Origin of the sequence: Pseudomonas sp. SWRI22, from assembly GCF_014268395.2 — a bacterium.
GTDB lineage: Bacteria > Pseudomonadota > Gammaproteobacteria > Pseudomonadales > Pseudomonadaceae > Aquipseudomonas > Aquipseudomonas paracarnis.
This window is the reverse complement of the sequence record NZ_JABWQK020000001.1, coordinates 2,778,466-2,799,094: the sequence shown is the minus strand read 5'-3', so window position 1 is coordinate 2,799,094 and position 20,629 is coordinate 2,778,466. Positions and strand designations below refer to the sequence as shown.

At 59.5% G+C, this 20,629-nt stretch carries 23 protein-coding genes and 1 tRNA gene; 17 read left to right on the top strand and 7 right to left on the bottom strand.

The window, feature by feature from the left end; genetic code table 11:
• Positions 1-11 precede the first annotated feature (11 nt).
• From HU730_RS12350 to HU730_RS12330, 5 genes are all read left to right on the top strand, one after another.
• Positions 12-374, top strand: a complete 363-nt coding sequence (locus tag HU730_RS12350; RefSeq protein ID WP_003187504.1) for a DUF4810 domain-containing protein — start codon at positions 12-14, stop codon at positions 372-374.
• Positions 371-1,021: a DUF799 domain-containing protein gene (locus HU730_RS12345; protein ID WP_005783625.1), complete on the top strand. Its 651-nt coding sequence runs from the start codon at positions 371-373 to the stop codon at positions 1,019-1,021. Before HU730_RS12350 ends, HU730_RS12345 begins: the two co-directional genes overlap by 4 nt.
• Before the next feature lie 201 nt (positions 1,022-1,222).
• Entirely contained in the window at positions 1,223-2,845 is a 1,623-nt protein-coding gene (locus HU730_RS12340; RefSeq protein ID WP_186526692.1) for a VWA domain-containing protein, read from the top strand.
• A gap of 194 nt (positions 2,846-3,039) precedes the next feature.
• The gene (locus HU730_RS12335; RefSeq protein WP_186526693.1) at positions 3,040-3,612 is read left to right on the top strand and encodes an RNA polymerase sigma factor; all 573 of its coding nucleotides are present in this window, start codon (positions 3,040-3,042) and stop codon (positions 3,610-3,612) included.
• Positions 3,609-4,196: a hypothetical protein gene (locus HU730_RS12330; protein ID WP_186526694.1), complete on the top strand. Its 588-nt coding sequence runs from the start codon at positions 3,609-3,611 to the stop codon at positions 4,194-4,196. The genes HU730_RS12335 and HU730_RS12330 overlap by 4 nt, the downstream gene beginning before the upstream one ends.
• Before the next feature lie 48 nt (positions 4,197-4,244).
• On the opposite strand, the gene HU730_RS12325 is transcribed toward HU730_RS12330, so the two are convergent.
• Positions 4,245-5,276 (bottom strand): SDR family oxidoreductase, encoded by a 1,032-nt coding sequence (locus HU730_RS12325; protein ID WP_105225355.1) that lies wholly within the window; start codon positions 5,274-5,276, stop codon positions 4,245-4,247.
• 116 nt (positions 5,277-5,392) lie between these two features.
• Here HU730_RS12325 and HU730_RS12320 point away from each other — a divergent pair, with 116 nt between their 5' ends.
• Positions 5,393-6,262, top strand: coding sequence for a LysR family transcriptional regulator (locus HU730_RS12320; protein WP_186526695.1), 870 nt, complete (start codon positions 5,393-5,395; stop codon positions 6,260-6,262).
• 146 nt (positions 6,263-6,408) lie between these two features.
• Here HU730_RS12320 and HU730_RS12315 read toward each other — a convergent pair whose 3' ends face one another.
• The 4 genes from HU730_RS12315 to HU730_RS12300 form a co-directional block, all read right to left on the bottom strand.
• Positions 6,409-7,002 (bottom strand): SHOCT domain-containing protein, encoded by a 594-nt coding sequence (locus HU730_RS12315; RefSeq protein ID WP_189673499.1) that lies wholly within the window; start codon positions 7,000-7,002, stop codon positions 6,409-6,411.
• Between the two features lie 124 nt (positions 7,003-7,126).
• The gene (locus tag HU730_RS12310) at positions 7,127-7,744 is read right to left on the bottom strand and encodes a hypothetical protein (protein ID WP_032901746.1); all 618 of its coding nucleotides are present in this window, start codon (positions 7,742-7,744) and stop codon (positions 7,127-7,129) included.
• A 183-nt stretch (positions 7,745-7,927) separates the two neighbouring features.
• A complete protein-coding gene (locus tag HU730_RS12305) occupies positions 7,928-8,599 on the bottom strand; it encodes an RES domain-containing protein (RefSeq protein WP_186526696.1) in 672 nt (223 codons plus the stop codon).
• A gap of 493 nt (positions 8,600-9,092) precedes the next feature.
• Positions 9,093-9,169 (bottom strand) — tRNA-Arg (locus tag HU730_RS12300).
• A gap of 195 nt (positions 9,170-9,364) precedes the next feature.
• Here HU730_RS12300 and HU730_RS12295 point away from each other — a divergent pair.
• From HU730_RS12295 to HU730_RS12245, 11 genes are all read left to right on the top strand, one after another.
• A complete protein-coding gene (locus HU730_RS12295; protein WP_047712299.1) occupies positions 9,365-10,081 on the top strand; it encodes a Crp/Fnr family transcriptional regulator in 717 nt (238 codons plus the stop codon).
• Between the two features lie 87 nt (positions 10,082-10,168).
• Positions 10,169-10,711: a sigma factor-like helix-turn-helix DNA-binding protein gene (locus HU730_RS12290; protein ID WP_186526697.1), complete on the top strand. Its 543-nt coding sequence runs from the start codon at positions 10,169-10,171 to the stop codon at positions 10,709-10,711.
• 103 nt (positions 10,712-10,814) lie between these two features.
• Positions 10,815-11,042 (top strand): RebB family R body protein, encoded by a 228-nt coding sequence (locus tag HU730_RS12285; RefSeq protein ID WP_003187543.1) that lies wholly within the window; start codon positions 10,815-10,817, stop codon positions 11,040-11,042.
• A gap of 18 nt (positions 11,043-11,060) precedes the next feature.
• On the top strand, positions 11,061-11,633 hold the full coding sequence (locus HU730_RS12280) for a hypothetical protein (RefSeq protein ID WP_186526698.1): 573 nt from the start codon (positions 11,061-11,063) through the stop codon (positions 11,631-11,633).
• 67 nt (positions 11,634-11,700) lie between these two features.
• Entirely contained in the window at positions 11,701-12,342 is a 642-nt protein-coding gene (locus tag HU730_RS12275) for a hypothetical protein (protein ID WP_229999321.1), read from the top strand.
• Positions 12,343-12,382: 40 nt separating this feature from the next.
• Positions 12,383-12,706 carry a hypothetical protein gene (locus HU730_RS12270; protein ID WP_186526699.1) on the top strand — a complete coding sequence of 108 codons (324 nt, stop codon included), beginning with the start codon at positions 12,383-12,385 and terminating at the stop codon, positions 12,704-12,706.
• An 80-nt stretch (positions 12,707-12,786) separates the two neighbouring features.
• Positions 12,787-13,101, top strand: a complete 315-nt coding sequence (locus tag HU730_RS12265; RefSeq protein ID WP_003187550.1) for a RebB family R body protein — start codon at positions 12,787-12,789, stop codon at positions 13,099-13,101.
• A 50-nt stretch (positions 13,102-13,151) separates the two neighbouring features.
• Complete coding sequence (locus HU730_RS12260; RefSeq protein WP_003187551.1) at positions 13,152-13,466, top strand: RebB family R body protein; 315 nt, start codon at positions 13,152-13,154, stop codon at positions 13,464-13,466.
• A gap of 296 nt (positions 13,467-13,762) precedes the next feature.
• On the top strand, positions 13,763-15,205 hold the full coding sequence (gabD, locus tag HU730_RS12255) for an NADP-dependent succinate-semialdehyde dehydrogenase (protein ID WP_003187552.1): 1,443 nt from the start codon (positions 13,763-13,765) through the stop codon (positions 15,203-15,205).
• A gap of 177 nt (positions 15,206-15,382) precedes the next feature.
• On the top strand, positions 15,383-16,660 hold the full coding sequence (gene gabT / locus HU730_RS12250; RefSeq protein ID WP_186526700.1) for a 4-aminobutyrate--2-oxoglutarate transaminase: 1,278 nt from the start codon (positions 15,383-15,385) through the stop codon (positions 16,658-16,660).
• A gap of 222 nt (positions 16,661-16,882) precedes the next feature.
• Complete coding sequence (locus tag HU730_RS12245; protein WP_034125447.1) at positions 16,883-18,085, top strand: HDOD domain-containing protein; 1,203 nt, start codon at positions 16,883-16,885, stop codon at positions 18,083-18,085.
• A gap of 141 nt (positions 18,086-18,226) precedes the next feature.
• Here HU730_RS12245 and HU730_RS12240 read toward each other — a convergent pair whose 3' ends face one another.
• Together HU730_RS12240 and desA are read right to left on the bottom strand one after the other, a co-directional pair.
• Positions 18,227-19,228 carry a sensor domain-containing diguanylate cyclase gene (locus HU730_RS12240; RefSeq protein ID WP_034125448.1) on the bottom strand — a complete coding sequence of 334 codons (1,002 nt, stop codon included), beginning with the start codon at positions 19,226-19,228 and terminating at the stop codon, positions 18,227-18,229.
• Between the two features lie 188 nt (positions 19,229-19,416).
• Positions 19,417-20,601 carry a delta-9 fatty acid desaturase DesA gene (gene desA / locus HU730_RS12235; RefSeq protein ID WP_032894197.1) on the bottom strand — a complete coding sequence of 395 codons (1,185 nt, stop codon included), beginning with the start codon at positions 20,599-20,601 and terminating at the stop codon, positions 19,417-19,419.
• Between the last annotated feature and the right edge of the window lie 28 nt (positions 20,602-20,629).

The following is a 20,629-nucleotide window of genomic DNA, read 5'->3' as shown; positions in this document are numbered from 1 at the left end:
GCAGTACACGGATGAGCAAGGCAGTGAAATTGGCGCTGACGTTGGCAGCAGTCGCGACGGTAGCCGGGTGCCAGACGGCGCCCCAGCCCCTGTATCAATGGGAGAGCTACCAGCCGCAGGTTTACGAGTACTTTAAGGGCGAGCCCAAGGAAGCGCAGGTGGAAGCACTGGAGCGCGATCTGCAGAAGATCAACGCCAGTGGCCGCAAGGCACCGCCGGGTTACCACGCGCACCTGGGCATGCTGTACATGAACATGGGCAAGGATGACCAGATGGTGCAGGAGTTTCGCACCGAGAAGGCGCTGTTCCCCGAGTCTGCTGCGTACATGGACTTTCTGTTGAAAAACGCCAAAGCCGGAGTCGCCACTAAATGAGCCTGTTAAAACTCACCGGCGCCTTGCTGGCCCTGGCGTTACTCGGCGGTTGCGCCGCGCCCAAGACGGTTGATTATTCGGCGTACAAACAGGCGCGGCCCAAGTCGATCCTGGTACTGCCGCCGATCAACGAATCGCCCGAAGTGCAGGCGTCCTACAGCCTGGTGTCGCAAGTCACCTACCCGCTGGCCGAAGCCGGCTACTACGTGTTGCCGATTGCCCTGGTGGACGAAACCTTCCGCCAGAACGGCCTCACCACCGCCAACGATATCCAGGCCGTACAACCGGCCAAGCTGCATGACATCTTTGGCGCGGACGCGGCGCTGTACATCACCATCAGCGAGTACGGCACTCAGTACATGCTGATCTCCAGCGACACCTCGGTGACGGCCTCGGCCAAACTGGTGGACCTGCGCACCGGCACCACCCTGTGGACAGGTTCGGCGCGCGCGTCGAGCGAGGAGGGCAACAACAACGGTGGCGGCCTGGTGGGCATGCTGATCACGGCGGCGGTCAAGCAGGTGATCAACAGCTCCACCGATGCGGCACACCCGATTGCCGGTATCACCAGTGCGCGGTTGCTGTCGGCAGGGCAACGCACCGGCATCTTGTACGGCCCGCGTAACCCCAAGTACGGCACGGACTAAGAGAACACCGCCACACAACTGTGGGAGCTGGCTTGCCTGCGATAGCGGTGGGCCAGTGCTGGAAAGGCTGCCTGACACACCGCTATCGCAGGCAAGCCAGCTCCCACATTGATCGAGGTGAATTTCGAGGGTTTAACCCGAACCCAACCTACCTCGCGTCTGACCTTGTGAACGGCTCATTCATTCACGAGGTTCAGCCCCATGTCCCGCCCTCTGCTTTACCTGCGTCCCGCTGCCCAAGGCTTCACCGTTACCCTGCTGGTGGCGCTGGCCGGGTGTGGGCTGTCTTCCTCTCCCGAGGTGGCCAAACCCGCACAACCCATCGCCGAGTTGCACAGCGCGCCGGTTGAGGGCGCGATGGCCAAACGCATGGCCATGCCCGCACCCATGAGGGTGCGTGAAATGGCGATGATGAATGACCGCAGCGAACCCCGAGAGCAATACGCCAACCTGCCCGACAACCCTGTGCACCGCGTTACCGAAACCCCCGTCTCCACCTTCAGCGTGGATGTCGACACCGGCAGCTACGCCAACGTAAGGCGCTTCCTCAACCAAGGCCGCCTGCCGCCCGAAGGCGCGGTTCGGTTGGAGGAAATGGTCAATTACTTTCCCTATGACTACGCACTGCCCACCGACGGCTCACCCTTTGGCGTCACCACCGAAGTGGCCGCCACACCGTGGAACCCGCGCACAAAACTGCTGCGCATTGGCATCAAGGCTTCCGATAAAACCGTGGCAGAACTGGCGCCCGCCAACCTGGTGTTCCTGGTGGACGTGTCCGGCTCCATGGACCGCCGCGAAGGCTTGCCGCTGGTCAAAAGCACGCTGAAATTACTGGTGGATCAACTGCGCGATCAGGACCGTGTGTCGTTGGTGGTGTATGCCGGTGAATCCCGGGTGGTGCTCAAGCCCACCTCGGGCAGTGAAAAAGCCAAGATCCGCAACGCCATCGAGCAACTCACCGCCGGCGGCTCCACGGCGGGCGCGTCCGGCATCGAACTGGCCTACCAGATGGCCCGCGAAGGCTTTATCGATCAAGGCATCAACCGCATCCTGCTGGCCACCGACGGCGACTTCAACGTGGGCATCAGCGATTTTGATAGCCTCAAGCAAATGGCCGTGGCCCAGCGCAAAAGCGGCGTATCGCTGACCACCCTCGGCTTTGGTGTGTACAACTACAACGAACACCTGATGGAACAACTGGCCGACGCGGGCGACGGTAACTACGCCTACATCGACAACCTGCGCGAAGCGCGCAAGGTGCTGGTGGAGCAACTCAGTTCGACCCTGGCCGTGGTGGCGCGGGATGTGAAATTGCAGGTGGAATTCAACCCGGCCCAGGTCAGCGAATACCGCCTGCTGGGTTATGAAAACCGCGCCTTGAAACGTGAGGATTTCAACAACGACAAGGTCGATGCCGGCGAGATTGGCGCAGGGCACACGGTGACCGCGCTGTATGAAATCGTACCCAAGGGCGAGAAGGGCTGGTTGGAGCCTCTGCGTTACGCCGCGGCGCCTGCGACCGAAGGCAAATCCGATGAGCTGGCGATGCTGCGGGTGCGCTACAAACCAGCTGCGGGCGGTAACAGCCAGTTGATCGAACGCCCTATCGCCAACCAGGCCACCCCAGCCAGCGACGACCTGCGCTTCGCGTCTGCCGTGGCCGCCTTCGCCCAACAGCTCAAGGGCGATGGCCGCTACACTGGCACCATGAGCTTGCAAGACACCGCCAAATTGGCGCGCTCGGCCCGCGGCGATGACCCTTTCGGGCTGCGCAACGAATTCGTGCAACTGGTGGAGTTGGCCCAAAGCCTCAAACCCTGACCTCGCTCACAACCGAGATCAAATGTGGGAGGGGGCTTGCTGCTAAAGCTTTTTGTAGGAGCGAGCTTGCTCGCGAAAAACTCACAGGCACCGCGTTTATCCAGGAAGCACCCGTTATCGTTGACGTTCTTCGCGAGCAAGCTCGCTCCTACAGTAATCCTGCTTCGGCTGACAAAAAGGAGTTCGCCCATTACATGGCCGTTCCAGATGACTCACCCAGCGACGAATCGCTGCTGGCCCGCTACCGAACCGGTGACGCTGGCGCCTTCCAAACCTTGTACACGCGCCACCGCCAGGGCCTGTACCGCTTCCTCGTGTCCCTGTGCAACAAAGCCGAACTGGCCGAAGAAATCTACCAGGACACCTGGCTCAGCCTGATCCGCAGCACCACCCAGCCACAAGGCCGGGCGAGTTTTCGCACCTGGTTGTTCCAGATCGCCCGCAACCGCCTGATCGACCACTGGCGCAAGCACGGCATCCACAACCCCCTGCACGACAGCTACGATGAACAGCTCCACGCCCAGGCCGATGACAGCGACGGCCCCGAGCAACAACTGACCCTCAGCCGCGACCAGGCGCGCCTCGACGCGGCCCTGCAAGCGTTGCCCGAAGACCAGCGCGAAGTGTTTCTGCTACGCCTGCACGGCGACCTCGAAGTACCGCAAATCGCCACCCTCACCGGCGCCCCGCTGGAAACCGTAAAAAGCCGCTTGCGCTACGCCATGCAAAAATTGCGGCGCCTGCTGGCCGAGGAGGTACCCGTATGACTGACTCCCGACACACCCCAGACGACGCGCTGCTCCAGCACTATCGTCAACACAGCACGGGCGAGCCGCCCGCGTCCCTCGACGCCTTCATCCTCAACGCTGCCCGTCGCGAAGCCCCGCAGCCGCAACCCAGCCTGTGGCAACGCTGGCTGCAAGCCTGCCAACGCCCGCGCTGGCAAATGGCATTTGCCACCGTCGCCGGGTTGGCACTGATGATCGGCGTGGTCATGCGCTCCCCCGTGCCGCAACCCGAAATCTCCACCGCGACATTCTCTGCGCCGCACCACGAAGAAGCCGCCCAGCCAGCGCCGCAAGCCTTCTCCGCCCCCGCGCCAATGGCCCGGATGGCGATAGCGCCACGGGTTGAAAGTGCGCCTGCTCAAGCCGAAAGCGCAGTGGCGGATCAGCCAGCGCTGAAACTCAGCAAACGGGCGCTGCCTACGTTGGAAGCAGGTCTGCAGGAAATTGTGAACCTGCGCCGAGCGGGTGAAGCCAGGGCCGCGGATGAAAAACTGCTGGCGCTGTACCAACGCTTTCCCGAGGAGGACTTGCCGGCACGGCTAGAGGCGTTGAAACAGCATTGAACCTGCCGCCACGAACCAGCCCCAGGCCTGTCGACCTGGGGCTTTTTATTACAACCCGCCGTAGGCCCGGGACCACGCCACGGTGTCTGTGAGGGTCTGCTCCAGCACACGAAAACTCAGCCCCAGTTCCTCTTCACTTTTACGGTGGTCAAAGCGGGTACGGTGCTCCTCGCGTATCAACAACCGCAATGTCGCCATACTCAGCAAGATGGGCTTTCCAGTCAGGTACGCATAGGCCTCTTGCACCGCTGCCAACAGGTACAGCGCCGGCAGCGGCAGTTGGCGCGAGGGCACCTTGACCCCGGCAATACGCCCCAGCGCCGGAATCAGCTGGCGCATGGTCAAGTTGCGACCGGCCGCGAGATAACGCTCGCCCCGTCGCCCGCTCTGGGCGGCAGCAATGTGCGCCCAGGCCACATCGCGGGCATCGACCAGCGAAAAGGTGCCAGGAATCAGCCCCGGCAACTTGCCGTTGATCACGTCCCGGACCAACTGCCCCGAAGACGTCGGCCCACGGTCACCCGGCCCCCACATCCAACCGGGCAAAACCATGCAAGCGTGCATCTGCGGGTGGCTTTCAAGAAACCTCAGCACCTCCCGCTCAGCCAGGATCTTGCTGCGGTAGTAGTCATCCGCATCGGCTTCGGCCCGTAGGCACGTCTCGTCGATCGGCGTACCGGGGGCGCCGTCGAGCACGGCAATCGACGAGGTATGCACAAACCGTCGCACACCGGCGTCATAGGCCTGTTGCAGCAGAGCTCGCGTACCGACGACATTGATCTTCTCCAGTTCCTCCCAATGGCTGCCGCCCTTGTAGTTATCCCGAAAAAACGCCGCGCAGTGAAACACCGTATCGCAGCCTTGCAACGCGGCCGCGAAGGCATCCACATCCGCCATGTCCCCCACCACCTGTTCCACACCCGGCAAATCGCCGAACTGCTGCGCACCCTTGGCCGCCGAGCGCACCAGCGCCTTCACCGCATAACCCCGTGCGACCAGCTCCCGTACCAGGTTATTGCCCAGCAAGCCGGTGGCACCGGTCACAAAGGTGCTGCGCAAGCGATTGGGGTTCGTGTTCATACAGGCCATTCCATTTATTGAGAAGGCCAGTAGATATACCGGTCAGCCCGCGCCGTAAAAACAGCGCCTGCGGCATAATGGCTTTGCACATCTGCACACCAGGGAAGCGCGGAGATATGGCATTGCAGGCAAATTGGGACGATCTTCGACTGCTGCTGGCAGTCTCACGGCGCGGCAGCTTTTTACAGGCAGGCCAATTACTGGGTATCGCGGCCTCTACCGTCTCCCGCCGCCTCACCCAACTGGAAACCGCCCTGGGCGAACCACTGGTGGAACGCGGCGTGGAAGGCTGCCGGCTCACCTCCCGAGGCCAAGCCCTGGTAGACGTCGCCCTGGCAGCCGAATCCGGCCTACGACGCCAGGCCCCCGCCGACGGCACGCCAGCAACCCTCAGCGGCACCGTGCTGGTGAGCGCCGGCGAAGGCTTTTCTGCCAGCGTGCTCGAAGCCGCCAGCCGCTTCACCGCGCAGCACCCAGGCTGCTCCGTAGAGCTGCAGGTCACCACCGACTTCCACAAAATCGTACGAGGCGTGGCCGACATCGCCATACGCACCGCACACTTGGGCGAACCTTCCCTGATCTACCGAGGGCTGGGCAAACTCGCTTACGGCGTGTTCGCAACCGCCGAATACCTGCAACGGTTTCCTGCGCTAACGCCAGCCACTGCCGCCAGTATCGCCTTGCTGCCACCGCTGGACTTGCTACCGCAAATGCGCGCCGCGAAAGCTGCCGGGCTGGACCATGCGCCGATTAGGGTGAGTTCGTTTGCGGTGCAGCTTGAATCGGTGAGGCGGGGGATGGGGGTGGCGGTGTTGCCGCGTATTTTGGCGACGGGGTTGAGTGAGGTTTTCCAGGAGATAGAACTGCCGGCGATGGAGGTTTATTTGGTTACGCGACCGCAGGCGTTGAAGCAGGGGCATATTCAGGGGTTTTTTGGGGTGTTGGAGGGGGTGTTGCGCGGTGAAATCTCTAACTTGGATAAGTAGAATTTCAGGAGCTCATGAGAGTTTCACAATACTCAGCCAATACTTCATTGGTATATAGACCCTCAGCCGCGCTTAGCGCCATCGAGTTGCGCGTGCAACTGATAACAAAAAGTCCCGAAGGACGTTCAATAGGTTCTCCATTTGCTTCATCGTTGAAGGAGCTTCTTTCTCGCATCGTTAAACTCTTGCTCAGTGATATGACCGTCCTCTTTTAGTTTTGCCCATTTAATCAGTTCGTCAGCGACAGAGAACGTACGAAGCCTTTCGCCTTTGATAATATCAACCTCATTGGTGTCAGTGGGTGTTTTCGTTTTACCGGAAAAAATACCGTTCGCTTCAACCCATTGTGCGTGGCAACGCAGCGGGCTTAGAAAGAGGATGTTCAGAAAGATGATGTACAGCAAGGCGATACCTGCCAAGGCAGTCGAAAGAATAAACTCCTCGAACTGACGATGCCATCTGTCAGATAAGCTAAGCGTTGTTGCGAAATACAAGGCGAATAGCCCGCTGCCCATTACTGCGAGATATAGGTAACCTTTGTAAATCCGCGCTGCGGTTTCGATGTGACTGAAATCGCCGTTCTTCTTCATCATCACCAAGCCAAAAATCAAAAATATGGCGGGAATGATTCCGACGATAAAAAATAATGAAGGGAGCAATAGGAGTACAAAAATCAGAAGCTTGCTTTGTTCGGTGCTAGACAGAGGTGTGTTGGTGATTTTTTCGTCAGCGTTTATCAAGTTATATTCCAAAGGCTTTGATTGTTATTGAAGTAGGGGCGGGCCACCATTATTGAGAATATGGTCTGCCCCTTATTTTTACTGGATTAAATCGCTTGTCCAGAACGTGTGGGAATAAATACGTTCATTCTTCCTCGCGCAGTTCGGCGGGCGCGCGCTTTTCCAGGTTCGCCAAAACGACTTTCTTGAAGCTCGATGAGAGGCGGCTTAATCGTCTATGCATCATGATCGAGTAAACGAATGCGACGAAGCAGAAAGTCGTTGTCAGAGTTTTGTATTCAGGCGACGCATAAAGATAAGCGACAACCGTACCTGCCAAAGCATTGAATGCCGTGCCGCGAGCAATTCGGTCCCTGCTGACATAGCCTTCCATAGTTCTTACAGCATCCGCAGGAGAGTATGCCATGATCGCGGCGGTGTTCTTGTAGGGCTCTCTTTTGGGAGTACCTACAATAAAATGATATATCCATGCGAGAGTATTCAGTGTTTTCGGCGAAATACTCACCTGCTTATTAACCCATCCCGTCAGTTCTCTGGTTCTACGTATAATATATGAGGATGTGGCGTCGACATAAATTCCCAAGATATACGCAATGGGCAGGTAGATCAGAATTAATGTTTCTCTATGATCGTTGATCGTGTGTAACAGCAGTGGGTAGTAGTTCAGAACAACCGCTGTCAGCCAAGCCGATGCGACGACGCCAGAAATCAAGTACTCGATCAGTGCTACTGCAAATTGCATTACGCCTCCATTGAAAAAGTGTTCATTGTTCTAGTGACAAGCTTTGTGTGCGCCGGGTTATTTTAGTAGCTTGTGAGTTTTATATGTAGGGTAGTAGCTTGAATGGTGTTGTGTTGGGTTGTTCATAGTTGTTTCGTTTGATAGAGTTTTTAGTTATTTTTCTAAGCTGAGCGATCCTCTGTTCTACCTTGTTGTGTTCAGCCATGAATCGTGATTTATTATCGTGGTACACCAGCGTCGTGAGCCGTTTTTTTTCTTTATGTCAGGTAAAAGTATTTTCAAATGGTAAGGCCGATAATGCTCATCGCATCGTGCAAGCCAACCGACTTGCAGGTATGCGGCAGGTAGTTTTTCCTCATCCATCGCGAGGTTTGTTATAGAGCTAATTTCTCCCCATGTTGCGTCGTTGTGTTTTTCCATGACCCTTACGGAGTCATACGCGATTCCATGATGCGCATCATACTTGAGGTATTCATTGTATATGCGGGTTATGACGGGGTAAAAGTTTTCATCTTTACTTTTGAGTAATGAATTTATTAGTTTTGTGTATTTTGAGGCGTTAGGTGGGGTGTATATAAAATGCGTATCGGTTTTGAGTATAAAATAACTATAAAGAAAATGCTCGCCGGGCTCTATTCCACACTCTTTCAGTGCCACAAATGCATGGTCGGCCAAATACAGCGTGCGTTCTCCTGCGGCATTGAAGCGGCCAATACGGGTTTGTGCAACTTCGCCCTCTGGAGGGAAAAAATCGCTAACCGTTAGAGGGTTTTTTAATAGTGTTCTCAGCTTTTCATCTCGTACTCTGCGAACCCTTGAAAAAATTGACCCTTTACAGTAAGTACGTAATTCCAAGGGCAATACCCCGGAACTGAATGTGTCGGGCATCGAATCGGGTATTAGGTACTTGCGTATGGCGGCGCAGTAACCGTCAACACCTATAGTGGGATCGAATTTTTCGAATTTTGGGGCGGGCGGCGAACCAAATTTAAGTTCGAAGTACAAAGAAGGCGTTTTTCTTAAGTCCATTTAATGATTGACCAACGTCCGAGGCGTGCATTTGTGTGATGGGTAAAGAGTAGTCACTGGGACAGTGCCCAAACAGTATGACTGACTCCGCCTGCCTGCAACACACTGCGTCAACAGGCGACAGATTTATTTTTCAAACCATCGTGAAGCCGCACAAAGCTGGAAACATCATGACAGCTGATGGAAAGCTGCTGGCGCAGCATAAGCGCTTTCCGAACGAGGACTTGCCAGCGCGGTTGAAAGTGCTGCAAAAGCACCGAATCAACACCCACAAAAAAAGCCCCAGATCTCCCGACCTGAGGCTCTTCCATTTCACATCTGGTGCACCCGGCGGGATTCGAACCCACGACCCCTGCCTTCGGAGGGCAGTACTCTATCCAGCTGAGCTACGGATGCTTGTGCGGGCGACATCATACCCATGTCGACCTGATGCGTCCATTCCGGCATTTGCCCCGCCCCCTGTCGTCCATTTCCGACAAAAAATGGCTAATTGCCACCCTCATTCACAACTCCCCGCGCCGCACGTCCCTTTGTTTGCTTTGCTCTTGTGGCTTTACACCGCTTCCACGCCGCAATTCCTCAGGTGAACGCATGCATTCCAAAGGAACCGTGATGCTCGATCTCCCGCTCAGACAAACCCTGCTGGCTCGCTCCGATTTGTTTCGAGGTATGCCGGAGCATCTCTTGCGCTACGTCGCCACCCATATGGTGGAGCGCACGCTGGATGATCGTGAGCTGTTGTATTTCAAGGATGACACCCTCGAATTCATTGCGTTGGTGGTGGAGGGGCGGATTTATTCGGTGGTGCATGGGCCGGATGGGCGCGAGCAGATTATCGGCAGTACCGGGGCCGGGCAGGTGGTGGGGGAGACGGCGTTGATCAAGGATCATGGGCGCGAGTCTTCCACCTTTGCCAGCGGGCCCACGCGGTTGTTGCAGTTGGGTAGCCGGCATTTTGCTGTGTTGTTTGAGGAGCCTGTGTTTCTGCGGCGTTTGTTGATGTTGATGATGCTGCGTTTGCTGCACGCCATCGAGTTGCTGGAGTTGGTGTGTTTGCATCGGCTGGAGTCGCGGTTGGCGCGGTTTTTATTGGCGAACCTGGGCGAGATCGACCTGGCGTTGGCCTTGCCCAGTGTGTCGTTGCCCGCAAGCCAAGGGGTGTTGGCGTCGATGCTGAATACCAGCCGGCCCAAGCTGAATGTGCAGCTGCAAGTGTGGCGGCGCAGTGGGGTGATCAGCGGCGATCTGGAGCGCATGGTGATCAACGATGTCGAGCATTTGCGGCGCAAGGCTTTTGCGCTGAATTAGTTGTGGCGGTGTTCCCCAGGTAACAGCGTACCCCCGTCGAGCCCTCGCAGACTGGCCCTTCATCAAGGATGCACAGGAGTGCTGGCGATGGGGATGACTGTTCAGTTCAAGGATCAATGGGCCGCCGATGACCGTTTGTTCGAAGCGAGTTGGCGCGCTGTGCAGGGTGAGCTCAGGCGCCGGGCGTTGCGGCGGGCCAAGGGCAATCTGGATCAGGGCCAGGAGTGGTTGGCGGCCACGGCGATCAAGGCCCTGTTGTTTTTTCGGCGTTCGCCGGAGCGCATTCGTGACCCCGAGGGGTTTCTGTTTCTGGTGCTCGATCATGTGTTTCTCGACAGCCTGCGGCGCAGCAAGCGCGAGGGGCGGTTGTTCGATGATTCGGTGGACCTTGAACACGATCACCTGGCCGCGCTCGCCGCGCCCTGCGCTTCGGTGCTGGAGCGGGTGGAATGTTATGAACGCCTGGAGCAGCTCGAGGCGCACGTCGCACGGTTACCGCTGTTGCAGCAGCGCTTGTTCGAGATGCGCTTTGTCGACGACCTGCCTTACCCGCAAATCGCCGCCGAGTTGCACGTGAAGCTGCCGCTGGTGCGCAAGCGTGTGCAACTGCTGCGCAGTGCCTTGCGCTGAAGGTGATTCACACATGTTGGCGTGGGGCGTTCTAGTGGTATGAGCGCAGCACGCCGCCGCTATCCACACCCAAACCTGGGTGAATGCCATCAAGGAGAGATGTATGACAGAGGTCAACAGCCAGATCACCGACGCGGTCACTCAAACCAACGTCAAGGTGGTGGCCGAGGCGCCAGCCCAGGCCATCGCGTCCCTGTACCAGGTGGCCAGCAGCGCGGCGGGCCTGTCGTTGCAGAACGCGGTCAACAGCCAGCAGGCGATGAATCAGATTTCCAACGCGGTGATCTCCAAGGCCGTGGCGCTGATCATGCAGATTGGCGAGAAGGGCTGAGCCCTCGGGAGATTGATTATGTCGTGGTTCAGCAGAAAGAAACCCGCCGCCTCCCAAGCAACGCCCGCCGCCGACCCGACTGCGTCGGCGCACGCCGCACCGGCCTCGCGCTCGATCATGGCGCGCATGAACGAGCACCTGCTCAACCAGGTGAGCACGCCGTCATCCGACAGCACGGCGGCGCTCAATAGCCAGATTGTGCAGGCGGTGCAGTTCACCAATTCGCAGAACTTTGCCTACGCCCCGGCGCAGATCGCGGTGCCGGCCGACATGATGATCAGCCAGGCAGCCGGGCTGGTGGCGCAAGCGGCGGCGGGGTACTTCGATGGGGTCAGCAAGATCGCCCTGGCGGCCCAGGCCGTGCTGCTCCAGCAAATGACCGAGAACATCGTCAAGGACAACCTGCCGGCCGCTGCCGAAGACGCCTTGGGCGCCTTGGCCACCGACCTGCTGGTAGGCGCCGCTGCCGCCGTGGCTGCCGCTGCCGGTGCGATGGAAGCCGAAGCCGCCAGCGTGGCGATCGACAAGATCGACCAGAGCATCGCCAAGTACGCCGACACCTTGGCCAACCGGGCCGCGCCCACGGCCTGAACCGAGCACAGCGCTTCGGCGTTCTGCTGGGGCGGTGCAACAGCAACTTGAAAGCAACTTTTCTTGAATGAGGAGCGACATCATGGACGTTGGAGATCTTATTTTTTCGGTGAAGCAAGAAGATGACAGTACGACGCGGGCTTTCATCAAAGCCGGTCAGTTGGTCAAAGCCAAGGTGTTCTCACAGGACACGACGTATTTGAATGTGGTCCACCCGGCAATTGCGGTGAGCAAGACCATGGTGATCGAAAGCGTCGGCACTGGCCTGGCGTTGACTGACGTGAGCCTGGAAAAACCCCCTCGCACCGCCATGGTGTTTTCCTGCCGTGACACTGAGCTGGGGTTTGCGGCGGCGCTGGCGGCCAAGCAGTTTTATTTCGACAAGCTCGGCGATGAAATCGACGGCAGTTATAGCGCGTGGAACGCGATGCTTTCTGCATTCAAGAACTGGAAGGCCAACGACACCCTGCAGGCTCGGATCAATGAGTCGATAGCGATAGGCAGCGGTTCCTTTTGCTCACAATTCGCGGCCAACGCTTATGAGGTCGGCAACCTCTACAACGCGGCCAATCTGGTTCCGCCACCGCCGGCCATCTTCAATCGGCAACCCTCAGCGATGACACCGGCAGAGCTCGCGACGTTCTGTGCTGCGTCGCCGCGTTTTTTCTTTGCCGGTTTCTGGGAAGACGGCAGAGAGGTGCGGCTTTAGCGGCCCTTTTGCAGGCGACGTAAAACCCAAGGAGATCGACATGGCACCCCCTTCCACACCCTCGGTCCTGTCCACCGACGACCGCCAACGGCTCGAAGCGATGCTGCGCAACCCGCAGATTTTCGCCGGAACGCCCCAGGCCATCGTCGACGAAACCCTCAAGCGCGCCACCCAGGTGCTTGAGCAATCGAAGGCCAACGAACAAGCGCTCAAGACCGCTGCCCTGCAACGTGAAGCGGCCCTGCGCCAGGTGTTGGACGGCGCAGCTCCCGACCAGGATGCGCAACGCAAGGAAGTGCGGGCATTGATCCAAGGGTTGATCGCCCAGATTGAAGCGGCGCTGGGCCCCACTACGAAACCTTGACCCTGCGTTTCACAGCGCCTGTTTCGCAACGTTCATTGATGAACACGGAATGCACCGTGTACTAAATAAGGAAATTGATCATGCCATTAGTCAACGAGCAAATTACCGACGCGGTCACCCAGACCAATGTCAAAGTGGTGGCCGAATCGCCTGCGATGGCGATGAGCACTATCTATCAATCCATGGCGCAGGCCACGGCGATTCTGTTCCAGAACGCGGTGTCGGCCCAGCAGCAGCAAAACACCCTGGCCCAGGCGGCCACCAACCAGGGCGTGATGCAGATCTACAGCGTCGATACCACCGCAGGTGCGGCGGCCACCGAGAAAGTCGCCCAGGGCGGCGTGTCGGATAACCTCACCAGCCTGTTGACCGTGCTCAAGTCGTTCCAGCCTTAAGCACTGAGCAATAACGGATGTTGTTCTTTCTCAACCCAGGAGTTTCAACCATGAGTACAGTCAGCCCGCAAATCACCGATGCCGTCACCCAGACCAACGTCAAGGTGGTTGCCGAATCACCCGCGATGGCCATGAGCACCATCTATCAATCCATGGGCCAGGCCACGGCGATCCTGTTCCAGAACTCGGTCTCGGCCCAACAGCAACAAAACACCCTGGCTCAGGCGGCCACCAACCAGGGCGTGATGCAGATCTACAGTGTCGACACCACCGCTGGCGCCGCCGCCACCGAAAAAGTCGCCCAGGGCGGCGTGGCCGACAACTTGACCAGCCTGCTGGCCGTGCTCAAGTCGTTCCAACCTTAAGCTGCAAGGCCCCCAACAGCCCCGGCGCCCACAAGGCTCCGGGGCTGTTGTCGTGTGTGCGTTTGATCCGAAAGATGAATCGGATGCGCCATATTCGTTCTTTTTTTCGAACATCCTATTGCCCTGTACCCCCATTGATCCTAGGATTCGTTTGAGATTTCAAACGCTCTGTCTCCCGTGCGCTCTTTCATTTTTTCTGCGCGCTGGGGCTGATTTCCCTGACGGCAGCCCACAAGGCGCCTTTCAACAACTCTAATTCGCTCCGCGTGCGCGCGGTGCTGTTAAGGAAAGCCGACATGCAGCTTAAAGACACCCAGTTGTTCCGCCAGCAAGCCTTTATCGATGGCGCTTGGGTCGATGCGGACAATGGTCAAACCATCAAGGTCAACAACCCGGCCACGGGCGAGATTCTCGGCACCGTGCCGAAGATGGGCGCCGCGGAAACCCGCCGCGCCATCGAAGCCGCCGACAAGGCCCTGCCAGCCTGGCGTGCACTCACCGCCAAGGAGCGCGCCAACAAGCTGCGCCGCTGGTTCGAACTGCTGATCGAAAACCAGGACGACCTCGGCCGCCTGATGACCCTCGAACAAGGCAAGCCGCTGGCCGAAGCCAAGGGCGAAATCGTCTACGCCGCCTCGTTTATCGAGTGGTTCGCTGAAGAAGCCAAGCGCATTTACGGTGACGTGATCCCCGGCCACCAGCCCGACAAGCGCCTGATCGTGATCAAGCAGCCTATCGGCGTGACCGCCGCCATCACCCCGTGGAACTTCCCTGCGGCGATGATCACCCGCAAAGCCGGCCCAGCCCTGGCCGCCGGTTGCACCATGGTGATCAAGCCGGCCTCGCAAACCCCGTTCTCGGCCCTGGCCCTGGTTGAGCTGGCGCACCGCGCCGGTATCCCCAAAGGCGTGCTCAGCGTAGTCACCGGCAGCGCTGGCGACATCGGCGGCGAGCTGACCAGCAACCCCATCGTGCGTAAATTGTCCTTCACCGGCTCGACCGAAATTGGTCGCCAACTGATGGCCGAATGCGCCAAGGACATCAAGAAAGTCTCCCTGGAGCTGGGCGGTAACGCACCGTTCATCGTGTTCGACGACGCTGACCTGGATAAGGCCGTCGAAGGCGCGATCATCTCCAAGTACCGCAACAACGGCCAGACCTGCGTCTGCGCCAACCGCCTGTACATCCAGGATTCGGTGTACGACGCCTTCGCTGAAAAGCTCAAGGTGGCGGTGACCAAATTGAAGATCGGTAACGGCCTGGAGGACGGCACTACCACCGGCCCGCTGATCGACGAAAAAGCCGTGGCCAAGGTGCAGGAACATATCGCTGATGCCCTGAGCAAAGGCGCCAAGTTGTTGGCCGGTGGCAAGGTCATGGAAGGCAACTTCTTCGAGCCGACCATCCTGGTCGACGTGCCGAAAAACGCCGCCGTGGCCAAGGAAGAAACCTTCGGCCCGCTGGCGCCACTGTTCCGCTTCAAAGACGAAGCCGAAGTGATCGCCATGTCCAACGACACCGAGTTCGGCCTGGCTTCCTACTTCTACGCCCGCGACCTGGGCCGTGTGTTCCGCGTGGCCGAGGCCCTGGAATACGGTATGGTCGGCGTCAACACCGGGTTGATCTCCAACGAAGTGGCGCCGTTCGGCGGCATCAAGGCCTCCGGCCTGGGCCGTGAAGGCTCCAAGTACGGGATCGAGGACTACCTGGAAATCAAATACCTCTGCCTGGGTATCTAAGGCACGGGATTGCAGTAAACGCAGAGGGCACGAGAGCGCTGCCCCTTTGCGTGTTTCACATGGTTATTCGCAGTGGCCGGGAAAGCTGTGGCAGTCGATCATCGCATGCTGCCGTAGTTGCCTCCCCGCCACCTATCCTTGAGCCACGCCGCCCGATGAGCGGCGAATGAGGACTTTATGAGCAAGACCAACGCATCCCTGATGAAACGCCGCGAAGCCGCTGTACCGCGCGGTGTTGGCCAGATTCACCCGATCTTCGCCGACTCTGCGAAGAACGCCACCGTGACCGACGTTGAAGGTCGCGAGTTCATCGACTTCGCCGGCGGTATCGCCGTGCTGAACACCGGCCACGTGCACCCGAAAATCATCGCGGCCGTGACCGAGCAACTCAACAAGCTGACCCACACCTGCTTCCAGGTATTGGCCTACGAGCCCTACGTAGAAGTGTGCGAAAAAGTCGCCGCCAAGGTGCCAGGTGATTTCGCCAAGAAAACCCTGTTGGTCACCACCGGTTCCGAAGCGGTGGAGAACGCCGTGAAGATCGCCCGCGCCGCCACAGGCCGTGCCGGTGTGATCGCCTTCACCGGCGCCTACCACGGCCGCACCATGATGACCCTGGGCCTCACCGGTAAGGTCGTGCCTTACTCGGCCGGCATGGGCTTGATGCCGGGCGGCGTGTTCCGTGCGCTGTACCCGAACGAACTGCACGGTGTGAGCGTCGACGACTCCATCGCCAGCATCGAGCGCATCTTCAAGAACGATGCCGAGCCGCGTGATATCGCCGCCATCATCATCGAGCCGGTGCAGGGCGAGGGCGGCTTCTACGTCGCGCCGAAAGCCTTCATGAAGCGCCTGCGCGAACTGTGCGACAAGCACGGCATCCTGCTGATCGCCGACGAAGTGCAAACCGGTGCCGGCCGTACCGGTACCTTCTTCGCCATGGAACAGATGGGCGTTGCCGCCGACCTGACCACCTTCGCCAAATCCATCGCGGGCGGCTTCCCGCTGGCCGGTGTGTGCGGCAAGGCCGAGTACATGGACGCCATCGCTCCAGGCGGCCTGGGCGGCACCTATGCCGGTAGCCCGATTGCCTGCGCAGCAGCCCTGGCCGTGATGGAAGTGTTCGAAGAAGAGCACCTGCTGGACCGCTGCAAGGCCGTGGGCGAGCGCCTGGTGACTGGTCTCAAGGCCATCCAGGCCAAGTACCCGGTGATCGGCGAAGTGCGTGCCCTGGGCGCGATGATCGCGGTCGAGCTGTTTGAAGACGGCGACACCCACAAGCCAAACGCTGCCGCCGTTGCCTCCGTGGTAGCCAAGGCACGTGACAAGGGCCTGATCCTGCTGTCCTGCGGTACCTACGGCAACGTATTGCGCGTACTGGTGCCGCTCACCTCGCCGGACGAGCAGTTGGACAAAGGCCTGTCGATCATCGAAGAGTGTTTCTCCGAACTCTGACCAACCTTAGTCACTGTGGCGAGGGAGCTTGCTCCCGCTGGGGCGCGAAGCGGCCCCGCTCTTTGATTTGGGACTGCTGCGCAGTCCAGCGGGAGCAAGCTCCCTCGCCACAGGTTACAGCCCGTACAAAAAAACCGCTTCGGCGGTTTTTTTGTGCCTGCTTCATTGTACGCACGCGCCTGCATTGTCTAAGGTGCAAGCATTGCCGATGGAGCGTGCTGGATGACTGCTGTTGATTTACCCGCTGTACCCCGAGTGTTAATCGCCGAAGCAGACCCTTGGTCGCGGGATCTGCTCAAGCAAGTGCTGTTGAATGTGCGCTGTGACGCACGGCTGGATGTGTGCGCCGATGGGCAGCACGCCGCCACGCTGTTGGGCGAAAAAACCTATGACCTGATCCTGGCGGATTGGGAGTTGCCGGGCGTGGATGGCTTGAGTCTGCTGCGCAGCGTGCGCCAGAAGCGCCGTTCGCTGCCGTTTATCTTGCTGAGCAGTCGTAACGACAGCGCCAGCGTGCGCGAAGCCTTGCCCCTGGCGCCCACCGCCTACCTGACCCGCCCGCTGAACATGGAAAGCCTGACCCAGCGCTTGCAAGACCTGCTGCTCAACGAAGGCGAAAGCGTGTACTGCGAAATCCCACCGCTGGCGCCGGGCATGACCTTGCCAGCCTTCCTCGAGCGGCGCCGCGAGGTCTGCGATGGGGCGCCGTTGCGTGTGGATGTGAAAACCGCCGTGCAACGCAGCCTGGGGCCCGAAGGCCTGGACCTCAAGCAGTTGGAAGACCAGGTGCACAGCGACCCGCAAATCACGGCCGTATTGATCGCCGCCGCCAACAGCGCCGGCTACCACGGCACGCCAGTGCAGACCCTGTCAGAGGCCCTGCATAAGTTGGTGCCCGGCCAGAGCATGAACCTCATCCTGGGCCTGGCGCTCAAGCACAACGTGGTGTTGGGCGACCCTGGGCTGGTGGCCTATGCCGAGCGGCACTGGCAATTGTCCCAGGACAGCGCCGACTACGCCCGGCGCCTGGCGCGCATGCTGGAGCTCGACCACCAGCGCTGCTACAGCGCCTGCATCCTGCATCGCTTGGGCGACCTGGCCTTGTTGCGCTGCCTGGAAGACTGGCGCCAGGGCGGCGGCGCCCTGGATGATGAAGCCATCGGCGAATCTCTCGACGCCTTTGGCGCTGCCTACGGTTCGGCGTTGCGCACGCGTTGGCGCTTGCCGCTGGAGTTGCGGCAGTTGATCGCAGGGATCTATTCACTGGAAGGCGGGGTGTATTCGCGCGAAGCCCTGGTGGTGAACCTGGCGGTGCAAATGGCGCGGCTGACCGAGCACGAAGGGCTGGAAGAACTGGCGGGCAGCAAGACGGCGCGGCTGCTCAAGGTCGGCTTGTCGGAACTGACCCGAGTGCGCAAAACCTGAAACACACACCGAACGCATGTAGGAGCGAGCTTGCTCGCGAAAAACGTCAACGATGACGCGGGCTTCCTGGATAAACGCGGCGCCTGTGAGTTTTTCGCGAGCAAGCTCGCTCCTACAAAAAGGCATAAATGCCAAGCGGTGTTACCCGGCGATAACACGGTTCTTGCCTTGGCGCTTGGCCTCGTACATCGCCGCATCCGCCCGAGCAAACAGGCTGTCGAGGGTGGAGTCATCTTCACGCAGGCCGGCCAGGCCCTGGCTGACGGTCACATTGAATTCATGCCCCTCGTAGCTGAACACCAACGCCTGGATTTCCTTGCCCAACCGCTCGGCCACCTGCAGGGCCATCTCCGGTGGGCAACCCGGCAGGACGGCGGCGAATTCTTCGCCGCCAATGCGCCCGAACAGGTCGCCACGGCGCAATACCCCGCGACCGCTTTCCGCGATGCGCCGCAGCACCTGGTCGCCCTCCAGGTGGCCGTAGGTGTCGTTGATGTCTTTGAAATCATCGATGTCCAGCAACAGGAACGCCAGCGGGGTGCCCTGCACGCAGGCGTTGTCGAAGGCCTGGTTGGCGAGTTCGAAGAAGTGTCGGCGGTTGCTGCTTTGGGTCAGTACGTCGGTGGTGGCGAGGCGATGGAGTTCCAGCTCAAGTTGCTTCTTTTCGGTGATGTCTTCGGCGATGCCCACCACGATCAGCGCTTCACCGGGCACCACCTGCTGGTTGATGTAGCACTTGTCACTCAACCAGCGGATCTGCCCGTCAGCGGTGATGATGCGGTACTCGCGGTCCTCCACGGCGCCCTGTTCCAGCACACGGGCCAGGCTGTGTTCGGCGTAGTCGAGGTCTTCGGGGTGGACGCTGTTGCGCCATTCACGGTGGTCGGCCAGCAGCAGGCCGGCGGAGCGGCCAAACAGGCGCTCGTACGCCGGGCTCACATACAGCACACGGCGTGTTTCCCAATCGATGGCCCACAGCACGGCGTTCACGCTGACCAGCAGGGAACTGAGCAGTTGCTCACGCTCACTCAGCCGCTCGACTTCACCTTGAGCATGCATAAGCGCCAACAGGGTCGCCGCCGCGGCCGGGCGCGGCGGCTCTGCGGTGGGCACATCGGGCAGGCTGGGCTTTTCGTGAACCATCGGTACAACTCTCTCTGGGCGCGCCGCAGGGTGCAAAAGCGGTCACTACAAGGGGTCACCATGATGGCGAAGTGTTCTTTGAGAGAGGGGAATTGCGGTGAAGTTCCGTGATCAGCATGCATTGTCGGTGCCCGGAAAATGGCGCCAAAAAGCCAGTGCGTGGGAGGGCGAGCCCTCCCACGGCGCCCTCACGCCGCTGTAGGACGCAACGAGTAAGTCTTCAACTGGTGGGCAAAATCGCGCAGGGATTGGATGCCGCTGGCCTCGGCTTCATGCACCCATTCCTTGATCGCTGCCAGCATGTCGTGGCCGTTGGAACTGGTCTTGAGCCAGATCTGCTGCAGCGCCAGGCGCTTCTCGTAGATCACCGTGAGGGCATGGCTGTGTTCCAGCATGCTCTGGATGCGCAAGTGGTGGCGGTCTTCCAGCAGACTGGTTTCCCGCGACAGCAGGCGCTTGGCGCGGTGGAACTGGTGGCGCACCGAATGATCGACCTTCTCCAGCTCCTGCTTGACCAACGGGCCAATCACCAACTTGCGGTATTGGGCCATGATCTGGAAGCGGTTGTTGAGGATCGCCATGGCGGTGTCCATGTCCAGGCTGCCCTTGCCTTCGACGCGGTGGGCGATGGGGGCCACGCGCTGCACCTTGGCCAGGCGCAGGAAGCTGAACACTTTGATCCAGGCCCAACCCAGGTCGAACTCCCACTTCTTCACCGACAGCTTGGCCGAGTTAGGGTAGGTGTGGTGGTTGTTGTGCAGCTCTTCGCCGCCGACGATGATGCCCCACGGAACCAGGTTGGTGGCGGCGTCACGGCATTCGAAGTTGCGATAGCCCACGGCGTGGCCCAGGCCGTTGATGACGCCGGCGGCCCAGAACGGAATCCACATCATCTGGATCGCCCAGATGGTGATACCGATGGTGCCGAACAGCAGCAGGTCGATTACGCCCATGAGCGCCACGCCCAGCAGCGGGTAGCGCGTGTAAAGCTTGCGTTCGATCCAGTCGTCCGGGCAGTTTTTGCCGTAGATACGCAGGGTCTCGGGGTTTTCCGCCTCGGCGCGGTACAGCTCGGCACCTTTGCGCAGCACGGTGGACAAGCCCTTGATCACCGGGCTGTGCGGGTCATCGACGGTTTCGCACTTGGCGTGGTGCTTGCGGTGAATGGCGGTCCATTCGCGGGTGTTCTGCGCCGTGGTCAGCCACAGCCAGAAGCGGAAGAAGTGTTTAAGGCCGGCATTGAGCTCGAGCGAGCGATGGGCCGAATAACGGTGCAGATAGACAGTGACCCCAATAATGGTCACGTGGGTCATCAACAGCGTGACTGCCACCAGTTGCCAGGCGGACAGATCAAGAAAACCGTTGTACCACATAGGCTGTATGGCCCTCAGATAAAGAAAA